Here is a 15,626-nt window from a genome sequence, read left to right as displayed (position 1 = left end):
AACCAATCAAATCAGAAAAAATCATGGAACCAACAACAAATACAAAAGACAGAATCGTTTGGCATTTAGCATGCAGTGTAGAAGATATTCCTGAGGATGGCGGCGGCTGCGCATTAATCGAAGGAAAGCAAATTGCGATCTTCAATTTCGCCCGCCGCGGCGAGTGGTACGCAACGGATAATGAATGCCCGCACCGTCAGCAAATGGCAATTGGTCGCGGGATGATCGGCAGCCAGGGCGAAGAGCCAAAAGTGGCCTGTCCGTTCCACAAAAAAACTTTTTCTCTTAAAAATGGCCAGTGTTTGAATGATGACGACTATAAGATTAATACCTTTCCTGTCATAATCAAGGAAAATCAGGTATACATCGGTTTGTAAACAGTATGGAGAAACTCGAAAGTCAGGTTGCAGATCGTCTCACCCGTTATTACATTGTGGCGCTTACGTTGGTAGCCATTCTTACCGTTAGCGGGCTTTTTTTAATACGAAGGACAATCAATAATCTCAACCATGACAGTCGGGTAGTCAATGTGGCCGGCCGCCAGCGCATGTTAAGCCAGCGGCTGACCAAACTTGCAATCCTCCATACAGAAGGCATTCCAACGGACGATTCCGTCAAGATAGACTCATTGCTCACCATCTGGAAAATCAGCCATGAGCAGCTGCTTCGCGGCAGGATCAAGATGGAGAGTGAGTTCGTGGTCCTGAAAAGCGACTCAATCAAGGAAATGTATCGGAAACTCGAACCGGTGTTTCAAACGATCTATCAAAACCTTGTCGTTGTGAGCAGCCCAGGGGTTTCGGATACCGACAAAAAAAAAGCGCTTCAGATCATTCTTGCCACAGAACCGGTATTTCTGAATCAAATGGAAGCGATTGTTTTTCAGTTTGATTCTGAAAGTTATGGGCGGATAAAAATCCTGGAACAGATCGAATGGATTTTAGATGTACTGACACTGCTGGTTCTTTTGGCCGAAGGGATATTAATTTTCAGACCCGTTGTGAATACGACACGACGGGTTGTTCGTTTGCTGGCCGAATCGGAAGATGCGGTAAAAATGGCGAACGATAAACTGAAAATCACCAACAGTCAGCTGTTAAGAGCACAAAATGATCTCATAAGAAGCGAAGAGGAAAAATATCAGTTGCAATTATCTGAAAACCGGGTTCGGACCTCGGCTTTGATAGAAGGACAGGAGGAAGAGCGGAAACGTTTCGCGCTAGAACTCCATGACGGCATAGGGCAAATGCTCACGGGGCTTAAACTGCATGCTGAAAAATTGAAACAGGTGCAGTTTGCTGATGAAAAACAACGGCTTCGTTTTGATAAACTGGTCTCCTTAATTCAGGAGACGATTCAAACGACCCGTCAGGTTTCTTTTAATCTGATGCCTTCGGTATTGAGTGATTTCGGACTTAATGCAGCGCTTCGTGTACTTTGTGAGCAAACGGCAGACTTATCAGGGATCCGGGTCAGATTTGAAGGCGACAGCGAGAGAATTAAACTTAATGCACAAATGGAAATTGGCTTGTACAGGATTGCGCAGGAAGCGCTCAATAATGCAGTTAAACATTCCGGATCGGATAATATAAAGATTAAATTAGAACAAAAGATGAATCGGATTCTTTTGGAGATTGAAGATGATGGGAAAGGATTTTTAATTAGTAATTTAAAAAATAAAAACGGATCCTTTTTGACCAGAAATGGAATTGACAACATCCGGACGCGTACGCAATTGCTCAACGGTGAAATGAAAATTATTTCCAAAGTGGATAAAGGTACCAGGCTGGTTATCAATATTCCTGTGTAAATCATAAATCTGAACGAGATGCCAATACGTATACTTATTGTTGACGATCATTCTGTTGTAAGACAAGGTATTATCACTTTGCTGGAAGATGAGGAAGATATCCTCGTTGTGGGTGAGGCATCCGATGGGGATGAGGTGATGGACAGCGTCAAAGCTTGTAATCCGGATGTAATATTACTGGATCTTACAATGCCGCGTATGTCGGGACTCGACGCTATCAAAACGCTCATGCCGGTTTATCCTGAAATGCGGATCCTTGTTTTTAGCATGCACAACAATCCTGATTATATTCTCTCGGCTGTAAAAAGCGGAGCGGCCGGTTATTTGCTGAAGGATACCGGAAGGGATGAAATATTACGCGCTGTTCGCAGCGTGGCTGCGGGCGAATTGTATTATCCGCCTAATGCTTCATCTATTATTATCCGCAGTCTTATTTTGCCTCAGAAAGACCACGAAGAGACTGAGGTAAAAGTTATCTCCGGCGGACCCTCCGTCTGGAATAAAATGACGCCACGCGAACAACAGATTTTACAATGCCTGACCGAAGGCATGAGCAGTAAAGATATCGCAGAACATTTTGCGATCAGTTCCAATACTGTGGCCAATCAAAGAGCCAGTATTATGAGAAAAGCCAATGTGAAAAATACAGCTGAACTGATAGGGCTGGCACTTCGTGACCGTCAGAAAGTTTAAGTCACCGTATTTAATCATATGAATCTTTATTGCAGATAGAATTTTTTTTAGTAAATTTAACTGTTACCACCCCTACATTTCCTGATATTGTACAAACTAAGCTCTTTATTTAGTACATATTCGGTATTTTGACCGATTTTAAAAATATTATTGGTCAAAATAATACTGTCGGCAATTATAGACTCCGCCGAAAAAAATCTCGTTTTTTATTCCGATTATGTGTATAATTGGATTCATTAAAGTTGAAGACCTATTTAATAAAGAACTTTACTTTCATTCACATATGAGGATTTTTTATCGGATCAATGGTTTTCGACCATTCTTTGCGTTCTTATTAAGTACTTTTTTTTGCACAGTTTTTACAATCGTTTCATCCCAGGCTTCAGCTGCAAATATTGAAGTGCGTGGTGTCGTAAAAAGTAAAACCGGCGAGGTGCTAATCGGTGCTACGATACGGGTCAAGGGGTTATTGAAAGGAACAGTTACCAATGAAAAGGGAGAGTTTCAGATACCCGATGTGAATGAAAGCGCAACGCTGGTTGTGAGTATGATCGGGTTTTTATCCAAAGAAGTTCCCGTTTCCAGATTTGTATCAATTGAACTTTCGGAAGATGCGGTCGGGTTGCAGGATGTGGTAATTACCGGTTTTCAGCAAATTGACAAAGATAAATTTACTGGTTCTGCCGTAACTTTAAAAACCGACGACGTGCGTATCGACGGGCTTCCTGACGTAAGCCGTATGCTCGAAGGACGTGCTGCCGGTGTATCCATTCAAAACGTTTCCAGTACATTTGGTGCGGCTCCCAAAATCCGTATCCGTGGTGCTACTTCCTTAAATGGAGATAACAAACCGCTTTGGGTTGTCGACGGGGTGGTTTTGGAAGATATCGTTAATATCTCCAATGATCAGCTTTCAAGCGGTGATCCGACTACGCTGTTGGGATCAGCCGTTGCAGGTCTGAACCCGAATGATATTGAAACCTTTGATATCCTGAAAGATGCGGCCGCTGCGGCGTTGTACGGTGCACGTGCTATGAATGGGGTTATCGTTATTACAACCAAAAAAGGGAAATCAGGAAAGCCTGTCGTAAGTTATTCCGGCAATTTCAGCACCCAGCTAAAACCTTCTTATCGCAACTTCAACATCATGAATTCCGCGGAACAGATGTCTGTTTTGGTCGAAATGAGCAGAAAAGGTTATTTGAATTCGAATGTGCTGGAAAAACCGGATTACGGTGTTTACGGGAAATATTACACGTTGCTCGCCGGTAATGATGAAGGTGGATTTGGTGTAGTCAATAATCAGGAAGGCAAAAACAAGTTTTTATCCCGTTATGCTGCTGCCAACACAGACTGGTTCGATATCCTGTTTAAAAATAACTTTGTTCAGGAGCATTCACTAAGCGTTTCCTTTGGAACAGATAAGTCTCAATCTTATTTCTCAACCAGTTTTTTAAGTGACAACGGCTGGACCGTTGCAGATAAGGTAAAACGATATACGCTTAACTTCCGGAATAACTACAAGTTTTCTGATAAGTTGTCGGTTGGTTTTTCGACCTTGTCATCTGTACGTCAGCAAAAAGCGCCGGGATCTTTAACACGTCAGAGCAACCCGGTTGAGGGGACTTATGACCGTGATTTTGATATCAACCCTTTTAGTTACGCCTTGAATACCAGCCGGGTGTTAACGGCCTTTGATGCAAACGGAAACCGTGAATATTTCAGAAGAAATTTTGCCCCGTTCAATATCCTGACCGAGCTGGAAAACAACCACATCGACCTTAATCTGGTTGATATTCGTTTGCAGGGCGATTTGACCTACAAAATCACACCGAGTATCCAGTATGACTTTATGGGTGCTTTACGCTATATCAAAACCGGCAGGGAGCATCAGATCACAGAAAATTCGAATATGGCTAACGCTTATCGCGCAGCTGAAACCTCAACCATCGCAAGAGCCAACAAGTTTTTATATACCGATCCGGATGATCCTGACGCGTATCCGGTCATCGTGTTGCCACGCGGCGGTTTTTATAATCGTAATGAAGATGAAATGAGTTTCTATAACATCAGAAATAATTTTCGCTTCAATAAGATTTATGCAGAACGACACGCTGTGAATGCTTTGGTAGGACAGGAAATAAAATATACGAACAGGCAAAACGCCAACAATACGGGTTATGGTTATCAGTATGACCAGGGCGGCGTGCCTTTTGTCGATTACCGGATTTTGAAGCAAACCATCGAAAGCAATTTCCAGTATTATGGAATGGAAAAGACGTATGACCGTTTCGCTGCGTTCTATGCCAGTTTGGGGTATACGCTTGATGACAAATACAACTTTACCGCCTATGCCCGATACGACGGATCCAACCGATTCGGTAAATCGGCTATCGGACGCTGGCTACCTACCTGGACCGTTGCGGGATCCTGGAACCTGGATCGTGAAAGTTTTATCAAGGATCTGGGATGGGTTAGTTATGCCAAATTAAGAGGAAGTTATGGATTGACAGCCAGTACGGGTCCTGCAACAAACTCGGCAGTTTTGCTTAAAAGTTTAATCACTAACCGTCCGTATACTGATGAGAAAGAGTCCGCAATTGACTTGGCATCGCTGGCGAACTCTGAATTAACCTGGGAAAAACTTTACAGCGGTAACCTGGGACTTGATCTGGGCTTGATGGCAAACAGATTTAACCTGACGGTTGATGTGTATTTACGAAACAGCTTTGATCTGATCGATCGTTTCAGAACGTCAGGTATTGGCGGACAAACCTTCAAAATCGCCAATTATGCCGATATGCAGTCAAAAGGGGTTGATTTATCATTAGAAGCAGTTATTTATAAATCAAAGGACTGGTCATGGCGCTCACGGTTAACCGCTGGTTATGCTCATACCAAAATTACAAATGTGGATAACATCCCGAGTATTTTTGATATGGTAAAGGCGGAAGGTGCCAATATTCAGGGTTATCCGGTGAGAGGGCTTTTCTCTGTTGATTACAGAGGGCTCGATCCTAAAACCGGCGTACCGACTTACATCAATGAAAAAGGTGAACTTAGCTCTGACGTTTATATTCAGGATCTTACCACGAGTTACCTGAAATATGAAGGGCCGGTTGATCCTCCGTTAACCGGTGGTTTGAACAATACTTTCACGTATAAAGATTTCACTGTTAATGTTTTCCTTACCGGACAGGCTGGAAACAAAATCCGTTTGAACCCACTTTTCAAAGGAAGCAACACCAGCAGACCTGCTTTCAGCGATCTGGATGCAATGCCCAAGGAGTTTAACGACCGTTGGGAAATGCCGGGAGACGAGAAAATTACGAACATGCCTGCCATTCCTGACTTATTGAGAAATCAGTATCTCGCCGGAACTTATCCTTACACCACCTATAACTATTCGAGTCAGCGTGTTGCCAAAGGAGATTTTATCCGTTTGAAATCGGTATCGCTGGCATACAAACTGCCGGTTGCGACGATCAGACGCCTGGGCATGTCAAGTGCTTCCGTTCAGGTTTCAGCAATCAATCCGTGGCTGATTTATGCTGACAAAAAGCTGAAAGGCCAGGATCCTGAGTTCTTTAACACGGGCGGGGTGGCTCAGCCTATTCAAAAACAGTTTACGGTAGCTCTTAAGTTTACGATATAATTGAAGAAATGAATATGAAAATTAGTAGACTTCTAATCAGAATATTTCTTTTACTGCCTTTGTTCTTTGTGCTGGGCTGTAATGATTTTTTAAGTACCGAACCGGACAGTACCAGAGCCAATATCAAAACGCCGGAACAGGTGTCACAGCTTTTGATCACGGCTTATCCGCAGGGCAGTTACGTCACCTTCGGAGAATCGATGAGTGATAATGTCGCCGATAAAGGCAGGGGACAGGACGACCGTGTTAACAGGGGTTCTTATCTTTTTGAGGTAGTGGACGCGCCCGTTGATAAAGAGGATGCACCCGACATGTATTGGGCACAGGCTTATCGCGCGATTGCAGCAACCAATCTTGCTTTGGAAATCATAGCAAAAGCCGATAATCCGGGCAGTTTCAGCGCGCAAAAAGGCGAAGCTTTGGTAGCGAGAGCCTATGCTCACTTTATGCTGGTCAGTTTTTATTCCAAATTTTACGATCCTGCGACGGCGTCTTCTGATCCGGGGATTCCTTATGTGACTGAGTCCGAAGATGTCGTAGTGAAAAAATATGAACGTAAAACGGTGGCTTATGTTTATGAAATGATCGAAAAAGATCTGTTGGAAGGCTTGCCGTTGATTGCTGATTTTTCATACACGGTTCCCAAATATCACTTCAATCAGGCTGCGGCGAATGCTTTTGCTTCCCGCTTTTATCTGGTAAAACGAAATTATGCCAAAGTGGTTGAATATGCCAACAAGGTATTTCCGAGCGGCGATATTGCCTCCAATCTGCGTCCATGGAACACGGAGTACATCACGCTCTCCTACGATGCCATATGGAAAAGATATTCCCGGGCCAGTGAAAATGCCAACCTGCTCCTTGTTGAAACCAATTCATTGTTTGGTAGATATGCGCCGTCGTATCGTTATGGTCTTACAAACGCCAAATGGTCTGAAATTAACCAGGTTAGCGGTTTGACGGGTACTTCTGCGGGTTGGGCTTACCCTATTTATACGCAGGGGGAGGAAAATTTGTTTATTCCCAAGTTGACGGAATATTTTGTGAAGGAATCGGTGAATGCAGAAATCGGTATGACGTATGTAATGGTTCCTTTGTTCACCACCGAAGAAGTGCTCTTCAATCGTGCGGAAGCCAATCTTTATCTGAATAATTCGGCAGCTTCATTGGCGGACATCAATTTGTTCATGAGCAAAAGGATCAGAAACTATAACTCTGCGACGCATGCGGTAACGGCTGCGAAAATCAGAAGTTATTACGGCCTTAGCAATACCACTCAGAATAACTTATTGGGTCTGCTGATCTCCATCGCTGATTTGAGAAGACTGGAATTTTCACAGGAAGGGATGCGTTGGTTCGATATTCTTCGTTACGGTATTGACGTGGAGCATCCGACAGCGGAGGGACAGGTGATCACGGTCAACAGCGATGATCCGAGACGGGTTTTGCAGTTGCCGCAGGCCGCCGTTTTATCGGGTTTGGAATTAAATAAGCGATAAAGTTTAAGCTGGTTAAAACAGGGTAGTTTAAACTAAAAATATTCAAAGCATGAAAACGAGAATAACACTTAAATCTTTCCTCTCATTGATGGTTCTTGCTGTTGGTTTGAGCGCCTGCGGTGAAGATGATGTTGATATCAGCAAAATCCCTGAGGAGCCTGTTCCGGTGGAAGGGCCGATTGACCTTTGGTTAAAGGATAGTTTGCTGGCTCCGTATAATATCAGAATGCAGTACAAATGGGACCAGTTTGAGTTTGGCGATGTTACAAAAACGCTTGTGCCTCCTAAAGAAGAATTGATTTTGCCCGTTTCCCGGGCGGTAATCAGCACCTGGATAAATCCGTATGTGGTTCAGGCAGGAAAGGTGTTTTTTAATAAATATTCTCCCAAAACATTTGTGATGTCGGGCAGTGTACAATATCTGTCTGATGGCTCTGTTATTTTAGGACAGGCAGAAGGTGGCAGAAAAATTGTGTTGTTTGATGTGAACAATTTTCGAGTGCGGGGTATGACGGGGTATGTTGCGGCGAGAGATTCCAATAATGTAAAACAGTCGACGCATACGCTGCAACATGAATTTGGGCACATTCTTCACCAGACGAAGTTTTATCCCGTTGAGTTCAAAACCATTTGCAAGGGCTTGTATCAGGGGCAAAACTGGATCAACGTTTCGGATGCAACGGCCAGGAGAGATGGTTTTATTACATCGTACGCAAGCTCAGCTTTCGATGAGGATTTTGTAGAAACGATCGCGATGATGTTGGTGGAAGGTAAGGGAGGCTGGGATAAAATGATCAATGATATTCCGGCAGGTTTCAGTCCGAATGGAACAAGCCAGGCGGATGCGCAGGCGAAATTGAGACGCAAGGAGGCCCTGGTAGTGAATTATTATAAGACGGCATGGAATATCGACTTTTATGCCCTGCAAAAGAAAACAAGGACTGCGCTGATTCCATTGTTATAAGAAACTGATCGTTCAAAATTATTTAAGATGAAAAATAAGTATCTGTCCTATTGGCTATTGTTACTTCTTACGGGTCTTTGGTCTTGTAAAGAAGATGACGGCGTTTTTGAACAAACAGCGGATGAGCGTTTAAATCAAACGCTTTCAGCTTATCAGAAAGAACTGGCGGAGGCACCTTATGGCTGGAAGGGGATTATTTATCCCGGCGGCGGAGGTGTTTATAGTTTTTATTTCAAATTCAATGACAAAAACCGCGTGGTGATGTATTCCGACTTTGCACCGGAGTCTGCTGCTACGGCCAAGGAAAGCAGTTACAGGCTGAAAGCCATGCAAACGCCGTCGCTGATTTTTGATACCTATTCCTACCTGCATGTGCTCGCAGATCCGGATGGCAGTGTAAACGGCGGAAGTTATGGTGAGGGGCTTCAATCAGATTATGAGTTTTCTTTTGAAAAAGATACACTGAATACCGGCAGAATAACGCTGACCGGTACGAAAAACCAGAGTAAACTTGTGCTGATTAAAGCGACGCAGGAAGAAGCCACGGCTTATGGAAACGGTGGATTGGCCAAAAGTCTGCTTTTTAGCAATATTTCTAAATATCTGACCTATTTCAAACGGGTAACCGTTGGGGCAGTGACGTATGAAATTGCTGTAAATCAAAACGCACGGACGATCACATTGAACTGGCTTGACGGTACCACATTGAAGTCATTCACGACGGAGTATTATTACAGCTCAACCGGAGTTGCTTTTATAACCCCTTTTGTTAACGGTTCACAAACAATCAACGGATTCACTGATCTGACATGGGATGCGACTAAACTTTCGTTAGGCGTAACGGCTGTGGGTTCCAAGGTAACCATTGTGGATGCGGCTAAACCATTGAAAGTGGATGCAACGGCGGCGCGGAGATGGTATCAGACTGCTGTTGATAATGATGGATACTGGTTTTCATTTGACGGCTTTCACGTAAATGGCGTCGATGATGCTTTTAAAGTGAATTCGTTGAGTTATGAGGGTACTTCGCCCTATTATTATTATTTCTACTGGCCGCAGTTTGGAAGCAACTATGATGCCTACGGGCCTGCGTTTGTGACAGACAATGCGTTGGCATTGTATTATGCGGATGCCCCTAAATCGCCAACTTTTGCAACAGACGGGCGTATCGTATTTTCATCCAGCGGAACATTAGGGCAGTCTTATCCAACAAGCGGCCCTGCAATTGATTCCAGGAACTATTTATACGACACAAACGGGTTTTATATAGTACAGCTCGCAGATAACGCTTATGATATGGTAAGCGCGAAGGATGGAAAAGGCTGGATCAGCTGGCAGCGATAACCGATGATATATTGATAAACGAAAAAAGATCTTTTGAGCACCAAAAGATCTTTTTTCGTTTATGTGACTTTGTATAGATTTTAACGTAAATGTTAAGTAAGCTAATCATCATTTTCTATGGGAACACGCAACATATTAATCTTTTACGGATTGATTTTTATTCCTTTGGCTGCGCTGGTTGCAAGCGTGAAATTGGGTCTCGTTAGTGCAGAAATATTTATTATGCTGCTTCTGTTTTACCTGTTTGCGTACCACCCGTACATCAGCGGTCTTCGGCTGATCTCGATGAAAAAGGTTGACAGGAAAGATTTTTGGCGAACGTTTATTCCTTTTTGGAATACTAAATATTTCAAAACATTGTTTTTCGAAGTTTAATAATCTCACTGCAACTGACACAAGACAATGAAAATAAGACTCCGATTATTTTTGATGGGTGTAATGTCTGTACTAATCGGCTGTCTGCTGTTTGTTTCAACCGATTCGAAAACGTTTGGCCGTGCTTTTTTGAGTTTGGGATTGTTCATAGAGGACTATGTATTATTCCTTTTCATAAAGACCTTTTTGTCAAGTAAGGCAGGGGATAAGGTTTAAGTTGTGAGGGAACGGATCTCGCCGATTTGAAATAAATTATTTAAAACTTAGCCTGGTTTTGCCAATGCGGTCTTACAAAAAGATATTGTTCGCCTTATTTTTATGCTCACAGGCAATTGTGGCGGTGAGTCATATTGTTTTGGATGAAAACAGAGCATTGCATAAGCAGATCGATAGCTGGCAGAGATATGTTACCGCGGCAATTGGGCTGCTGTTTATTTTTGTTGAATTAAGATATTGGAATGATAAAGGAAAACAGCCTACCCAGGATGTTGGTGGAAACGTTGACGATACTTACAAATCAACAGTAGGGGGAAAATGGTTTGCTATTTTTTTGGTAGGTTTCGGAATAGCTGTGACGGGGCTGCTTATGATGGTGTTCTTCCATTTCGATTTTTATGGAAATATCGCGGCCAATCTTGGAGTACTGATCATCCCGGCATCTCAATATTTTCTCATGACGAAAAGTGCTGCACTTAATGCTTCTAGGAAAGAAAGTTAAACGGGATTGACTGCTCCTACCAATACTTCCCATTCTTCCTCGCAAACCAAAACCCGCGCCAGAAAATGATTCCGTGGTTCCAGAGCGCAGGAATAAGTCCGAAATGTTTTTTTAACACATTAAACCGGTCGAGTAGCGAGCGACGGTGATTTTGAATAGATAAGCCGCCCATCAGGTATCGACAAAGCGTAAAACTTAAATATTCAACCTTTCTGGCATTTTTCAGGCAGGTTATTTCCCAGTCGATATCCGCGCTAAGGTTGATGTAATCATACACCGGCGCGACTTCTTTTTTTGCAATGAACGACTGATGGCAGACTTTCATACCCAGCGCAAAATCCTTCCAGCTCAGGTTTTTAGGTAAATCGTGTGGTGTAAATTTACTTCGCAAACCGACTTCACTGCCATCTTCCCGAACGAGCAAGGCATCGCTGTAATATACATCCGCATTTTTGTCAAAAGCGGCGAGCAAACCGGATAGAGTCGTGTGATCAAACATTTCATCGCCGGCATTTAAAAACCAGAGATATTTCCCCGTTGCCAAAGCTTGCCCTTTGTTCATGGCATCGTAAAGGCCACGGTCGGGTTCGGAAATTATTTTTGAAATAAAAGGATACTCGTTGGCAATCGCGATGGTCTGATCTTTTGAGCCGCCGTCGATAATCAGGTATTCGACCGAAGTTTTGTTCGAAATTTCCAATAAGGCTCTTTCTGCACTTTTCAGCGTCCGGGGAAGGAAATGTTCCGCGTTATAGGTGATCGTGACGATGGTTAATAATGGCTTCATAACAGAGAATCATAAAGTTGACCATACTTTTTGGTAACCACGGTTTCGGCGTAATTTTCCAGAACTTTTCGTCTTGCGTTTTCAGAAAGTTTTCCTTCCTTATTATTTGTCAGGACCCATTTTATTCCTTCCGCAAGCGATTCGGATGATTTCAACGTGGCGATAAATCCATTGGCCTGATGGTCTATCATTTCAGGAATTCCGCCCGTTTCAAACCCCACTGCCGGTGTCCCGCAAGCCATTGCCTCCATGATCGTATTGGGCAGGTTGTCTTCCAGGGAAGGGACCACGATCAAATCCGCGGCATTATAAACATCAATCATTTTGGCGGTTTCTGTGATTTTGCCAAGGTAATGAACCGGAGCCGGGAAGGAATCGAAGCTGGCAGCACCTGATTTCCCAAAAATCAAAACCTCAATATCGTTGTGTGTATCCCGGATCAGCCGGATCGCTTCTTTGAAATAATGAAATCCTTTTCGCGGGTCCTGCGTGTTGGCCCCTGCAAAAAGAATCAGCGGTTTGTCTGTCGGCAAATTCAGGGATTGTTTGATTGCTTTCTTATCGCCTGGCTTAAACAAGGTCGTATCCAGACAGTTTGGAATGGTCAGATGCTGAATCGCTTTTGTCAGATGCGCATTGGCGGTCAGTTCATCCAGCCAGTGACTTGGCGAAACAAATGCCATTTTCCCCAGTTTATAGATATGCTCTTTCTTCAAAAACTGGGAAAAGGAAATATCATACCGGTCTGGTTTGGCCAGGAAAGGGCAGTACTGACAGTGCTTAACATAGTGCTCGCAGCCTCGGCTGTAATGGCAGCCTCCCGTTAGCGCCCACATGTCATGCTGCGTCCAGACAATCGGTTTCCCAAGTGAAAACAGTTTTTCAAGGGATTCCATGGACAAAAAGCCGAAATTGATCCAGTGCAAATGAATGATATCGGCTTTTTTTACAAGCGGATGCTCACTGATATCCGCGCCAGCGGCAGCCGGTGAAAATGCAAACCTGACGGTTTTGTCTTTTTCGTACGGATAAAAAGCAAGCCGTTCAAAAACGAAACGCCCGAATGCCTGATAGCTTTTCCATTTACTATCCGCCAACGGCACCACACCCGTTTCCGGATTTTCAACTTTGGGAATCAGCATCCATGAGTCTCTTCCGGAACGGAGCAATGCGCGATGTAAACGAGTGGCAGCAACGCCCGCTCCTCCTTCCAGATGAAACGTACTCAGATGAAGAATCATAAAACCGGTTAATGCGTGATGAGCGGCCTTTAATGTGCCGTCCATTCCAATTGGAATGCAAAATTAACGAGATATTGCGTTTAATCAGTTTTTATTGCTGAAAAGTGCGCAGATTGGTTTAATTCTATAACCGTGTAAAACGTTTTGGCAGGCTGAGGAATTAAACAGTTACTAAATTGGCGCGATGACAGGCAGGAGATGTAGCGAAAAATTATCCGTAAAAGTTATATTTGCCAAAACATGAGTAACTGAAAAATAATGTCTACTGAAAAACAAAGTCACGAAGCACATTCCGGTTGGTATGAGGTACAATATGCCACGAGAGAGGCGCAGGAAAAAGCTATTGCTGATTGGAAATATGATCAGGAAAACAAGACGATAAATAACTGGATTCACAGACGTTTGCTTGCATTAGCCGACCCGTTTGTATTGTCGAAAAAAAGCTGGCTGACAGTTGGGGACGGATATGGATTTGATGCCAATCATTTTTATAAAAAAGGGCAGGATGTAACGGCCACGGATATCTCTGATACTTTCCTCCCGCTTTCCAAAGAACACGGACTTATTGAAAAATATGCCGTTGAAAATGCGGAGAAACTGACTTTCGCTGATAATACCTTCGATTACATATTTTGCAAGGAGGCATATCACCATTTCCCGCGGCCATATATGGCGGTTTATGAAATGATCAGGGTGGCGAAGGAGGCCGTTATCTTGGTAGAGCCACATGACCCGATTGCCAAAATGCCGCTTCTACTTGCTTTCAGAAATATTTTTGATCGCTGGAATACGGCGCTTTTGCAAAAATACTGGAAGAACCGTTATTCGTTTGAAGAGGTGGGGAACTATGTTTTCAAGTTGTCTGAACGGGAGATGGATAAGCTGGCCAACGGGATCGGTTTGCCGATGGTTGCTTTTAAAGGAATTAACAACAATTATTACAATGCGGCAGCGGCGCAGGAAAAGGCGGATAACTCATCGGCTGCGTTCAAGAAAATAAAACGCAAACTGGCTGTGCATGACTTTCTGACAAAGTTTTCGCTGATGCCTTCCCAGGTTTTGTGTGCGGTTATTTTTAAGAAAATACCGTCAGATCAGGTGTTGGAAGCGATGAAAAAGGAAGGATTTCAGATTCATGTTTTTCCGAAAAATCCTTATTTGAAATAATAGAAAATTTGCTATCGGCAGTCAGCAATCAGCAATCGGCGGAGCAGCCCAGGTAATTGTCAATCATCCAAAATGTCGTTCTTACATTGATCTGACAGCCGATTGCCGACTGCCGTTATCGCACCCGCCAACCAAATATATTCAGTTGGAGGTCCATCACGTCGTTTCCACGATATTTATGGTTCACAAATGGTTTGCTGCGATGCTGATTGGTATCAATGAAATAACGGAAACCGTTTTCTTCGAATATCTGAATGACATCGGCCAGGCCTTGCGTATTTCCGATGTAGGAATGAAATTCAACAAACAAGTTCTCAACATGTGAAAGCGATTTTCGGCAGTCGTCCAGCACTGCCGTTTCCGCGCCTTCGATATCGATTTTCAAAAAGTCAATTTTTGCTTCCTTTTCCAGATAATCTTTAAGTCGTACGGAAGGGATTTTTTTCTTTTCGGCCTGCGAATAAATTGACGACGAATCAGCCGATTCACTGCCAAACCAGATACCTTCGGCATCTTTCCAGACCGCTTTCGAAATGACTTCCACACCGGTAATGTTGTTCCGCGAGAGGTTGGCACTCAGCAGCGCGCTGATGGCCGGCTCCGCTTCAAAGGCGATAACTTTTGATTCGGGATATAAATTTTTAAAATATAAAATACTCATTCCGATGTTGGCACCGCAGTCGAGTATCACCGGTTTCGGATTGGAGGCTTTGAAAAGATAGAATTCATCGACAAAAATTTCCTTATACTGCCAAAGAAAGGACATCACGTCAGGAACCTCAAAAGTGTACTTCCCAAAGCTGACCTGTTTTTGATCATGCCTTTTGGAATCACCGTATTTTAAAAGAAGTTTGATGAATTCTCTGTCACGCGATGTGCGCAATGCTTGAAATGGTTCTTTGAGCAGGTAGCGTAGCCAATACATTTTGGATGATATAAATTATAATATGCTGTCGATTGTCCGCCAAAGATATTACTATTGATTCACTTTGCCAGAAATGGATCATCATCCAGCCTGAATCCGATAGGGTTTCTTTCCGGATTTGGCGGGTTTAACAAAAAGTTTAATGCTTCATAGATATCTTTAAACTTGATCTGCATCTCATTTTCCAGACGTTCAATTCTTTGCTCCAATTCTTTTGAATCGTAATAATATTGACGAATCATGACAAATGCTCTCATGATGGTAATATTAACCTGTAAGGCTTTAGGGCTTTTTAAAACGCTGGATAACATAGCTACGCCCTGTTCGGTAAAGGCAAAGGGAAGATATTTACTATGTTCACCTCGAGAGGCTGTCTCAAAAAGGCAGTCTCTTTTTACTTTTATTAGTGTTGTTTATTTTTTTGAATTGCTTATCTTTAGGTATAAGC

The 15,626-nt window shown here is 43.2% G+C and carries 14 protein-coding genes; 10 read left to right on the top strand and 4 right to left on the bottom strand.

Annotation, left to right across the window (positions count from 1 at the left end; all coding sequences use genetic code 11):
• Positions 1–23: 23 nt before the first annotated feature.
• The 9 genes from nirD (at position 24) to M1L62_RS28405 (ending at position 11,058) form a co-directional block, all read left to right on the top strand.
• The gene (nirD, locus tag M1L62_RS28445) at positions 24–377 is read left to right on the top strand and encodes a nitrite reductase small subunit NirD (RefSeq protein WP_254563036.1); all 354 of its coding nucleotides are present in this window, start codon (positions 24–26) and stop codon (positions 375–377) included.
• A gap of 5 nt (positions 378–382) precedes the next feature.
• Entirely contained in the window at positions 383–1,810 is a 1,428-nt protein-coding gene (locus tag M1L62_RS28440) for an ATP-binding protein (RefSeq protein WP_254563035.1), read from the top strand.
• Positions 1,811–1,828: 18 nt separating this feature from the next.
• Positions 1,829–2,503 carry a response regulator transcription factor gene (locus M1L62_RS28435; RefSeq protein WP_254563034.1) on the top strand — a complete coding sequence of 225 codons (675 nt, stop codon included), beginning with the start codon at positions 1,829–1,831 and terminating at the stop codon, positions 2,501–2,503.
• 400 nt (positions 2,504–2,903) lie between these two features.
• Positions 2,904–6,158, top strand: a complete 3,255-nt coding sequence (locus tag M1L62_RS28430; protein WP_254563033.1) for a SusC/RagA family TonB-linked outer membrane protein — start codon at positions 2,904–2,906, stop codon at positions 6,156–6,158.
• A gap of 14 nt (positions 6,159–6,172) precedes the next feature.
• On the top strand, positions 6,173–7,657 hold the full coding sequence (locus M1L62_RS28425) for a RagB/SusD family nutrient uptake outer membrane protein (protein WP_254563032.1): 1,485 nt from the start codon (positions 6,173–6,175) through the stop codon (positions 7,655–7,657).
• Between the two features lie 49 nt (positions 7,658–7,706).
• Complete coding sequence (locus M1L62_RS28420) at positions 7,707–8,621, top strand: zinc-binding metallopeptidase (protein ID WP_254563031.1); 915 nt, start codon at positions 7,707–7,709, stop codon at positions 8,619–8,621.
• A gap of 27 nt (positions 8,622–8,648) precedes the next feature.
• Positions 8,649–9,965: a DUF4302 domain-containing protein gene (locus M1L62_RS28415; protein ID WP_254563030.1), complete on the top strand. Its 1,317-nt coding sequence runs from the start codon at positions 8,649–8,651 to the stop codon at positions 9,963–9,965.
• A 117-nt stretch (positions 9,966–10,082) separates the two neighbouring features.
• On the top strand, positions 10,083–10,340 hold the full coding sequence (locus M1L62_RS28410) for a hypothetical protein (RefSeq protein ID WP_254563029.1): 258 nt from the start codon (positions 10,083–10,085) through the stop codon (positions 10,338–10,340).
• A 280-nt stretch (positions 10,341–10,620) separates the two neighbouring features.
• The gene (locus M1L62_RS28405) at positions 10,621–11,058 is read left to right on the top strand and encodes a hypothetical protein (RefSeq protein WP_254563028.1); all 438 of its coding nucleotides are present in this window, start codon (positions 10,621–10,623) and stop codon (positions 11,056–11,058) included.
• A gap of 16 nt (positions 11,059–11,074) precedes the next feature.
• Here the strand turns inward: M1L62_RS28405 and M1L62_RS28400 are convergent, their stop codons facing one another.
• On the bottom strand, positions 11,075–11,845 hold the full coding sequence (locus M1L62_RS28400) for a glycosyltransferase family 2 protein (protein WP_254563027.1): 771 nt from the start codon (positions 11,843–11,845) through the stop codon (positions 11,075–11,077).
• Positions 11,842–13,131: a glycosyltransferase family 4 protein gene (locus M1L62_RS28395; RefSeq protein ID WP_254563026.1), complete on the bottom strand. Its 1,290-nt coding sequence runs from the start codon at positions 13,129–13,131 to the stop codon at positions 11,842–11,844. Before M1L62_RS28395 ends, M1L62_RS28400 begins: the two co-directional genes overlap by 4 nt.
• A gap of 213 nt (positions 13,132–13,344) precedes the next feature.
• Between M1L62_RS28395 and M1L62_RS28390 the strand changes: the two genes are divergently transcribed.
• Entirely contained in the window at positions 13,345–14,253 is a 909-nt protein-coding gene (locus M1L62_RS28390) for a class I SAM-dependent methyltransferase (RefSeq protein ID WP_254563025.1), read from the top strand.
• 115 nt (positions 14,254–14,368) lie between these two features.
• Here the strand turns inward: M1L62_RS28390 and M1L62_RS28385 are convergent, their stop codons facing one another.
• A complete protein-coding gene (locus M1L62_RS28385) occupies positions 14,369–15,178 on the bottom strand; it encodes an FkbM family methyltransferase (RefSeq protein ID WP_254563024.1) in 810 nt (269 codons plus the stop codon).
• 59 nt (positions 15,179–15,237) lie between these two features.
• Positions 15,238–15,435 (bottom strand): hypothetical protein, encoded by a 198-nt coding sequence (locus tag M1L62_RS28380; protein WP_254563023.1) that lies wholly within the window; start codon positions 15,433–15,435, stop codon positions 15,238–15,240.
• Positions 15,436–15,626: the final 191 nt, after the last annotated feature.

This window comes from Dyadobacter diqingensis, from assembly GCF_024220585.1.
Classification (GTDB): domain Bacteria; phylum Bacteroidota; class Bacteroidia; order Cytophagales; family Spirosomataceae; genus Dyadobacter; species Dyadobacter diqingensis.
The sequence above is the reverse complement of the archived record's forward strand: the minus strand, read 5'-3'. Positions and strand labels throughout refer to the sequence as shown.

What these genes read in the sequence shown, in the direction of transcription:
- M1L62_RS28390 (WP_254563025.1), top strand. Translation starts at nt 13,345, where the DNA reads ATGTCTACTGAAAAACAAAGTCACGAAGCACATTCCGGTTGGTATGAG.
- M1L62_RS28435 (WP_254563034.1), top strand. Translation starts at nt 1,829, where the DNA reads ATGCCAATACGTATACTTATTGTTGACGATCATTCTGTTGTAAGACAA.
- M1L62_RS28405 (WP_254563028.1), top strand. Translation starts at nt 10,621, where the DNA reads ATGCGGTCTTACAAAAAGATATTGTTCGCCTTATTTTTATGCTCACAG.
- M1L62_RS28440 (WP_254563035.1), top strand. Translation starts at nt 383, where the DNA reads ATGGAGAAACTCGAAAGTCAGGTTGCAGATCGTCTCACCCGTTATTAC.
- M1L62_RS28410 (WP_254563029.1), top strand. Translation starts at nt 10,083, where the DNA reads ATGGGAACACGCAACATATTAATCTTTTACGGATTGATTTTTATTCCT.
- M1L62_RS28425 (WP_254563032.1), top strand. Translation starts at nt 6,173, where the DNA reads ATGAAAATTAGTAGACTTCTAATCAGAATATTTCTTTTACTGCCTTTG.
- M1L62_RS28380 (WP_254563023.1), bottom strand. Translation starts at nt 15,435, where the DNA reads ATGAGAGCATTTGTCATGATTCGTCAATATTATTACGATTCAAAAGAA.
- M1L62_RS28385 (WP_254563024.1), bottom strand. Translation starts at nt 15,178, where the DNA reads ATGTATTGGCTACGCTACCTGCTCAAAGAACCATTTCAAGCATTGCGC.
- M1L62_RS28400 (WP_254563027.1), bottom strand. Translation starts at nt 11,845, where the DNA reads ATGAAGCCATTATTAACCATCGTCACGATCACCTATAACGCGGAACAT.
- M1L62_RS28415 (WP_254563030.1), top strand. Translation starts at nt 8,649, where the DNA reads ATGAAAAATAAGTATCTGTCCTATTGGCTATTGTTACTTCTTACGGGT.
- M1L62_RS28395 (WP_254563026.1), bottom strand. Translation starts at nt 13,131, where the DNA reads ATGGACGGCACATTAAAGGCCGCTCATCACGCATTAACCGGTTTTATG.
- nirD (WP_254563036.1), top strand. Translation starts at nt 24, where the DNA reads ATGGAACCAACAACAAATACAAAAGACAGAATCGTTTGGCATTTAGCA.
- M1L62_RS28420 (WP_254563031.1), top strand. Translation starts at nt 7,707, where the DNA reads ATGAAAACGAGAATAACACTTAAATCTTTCCTCTCATTGATGGTTCTT.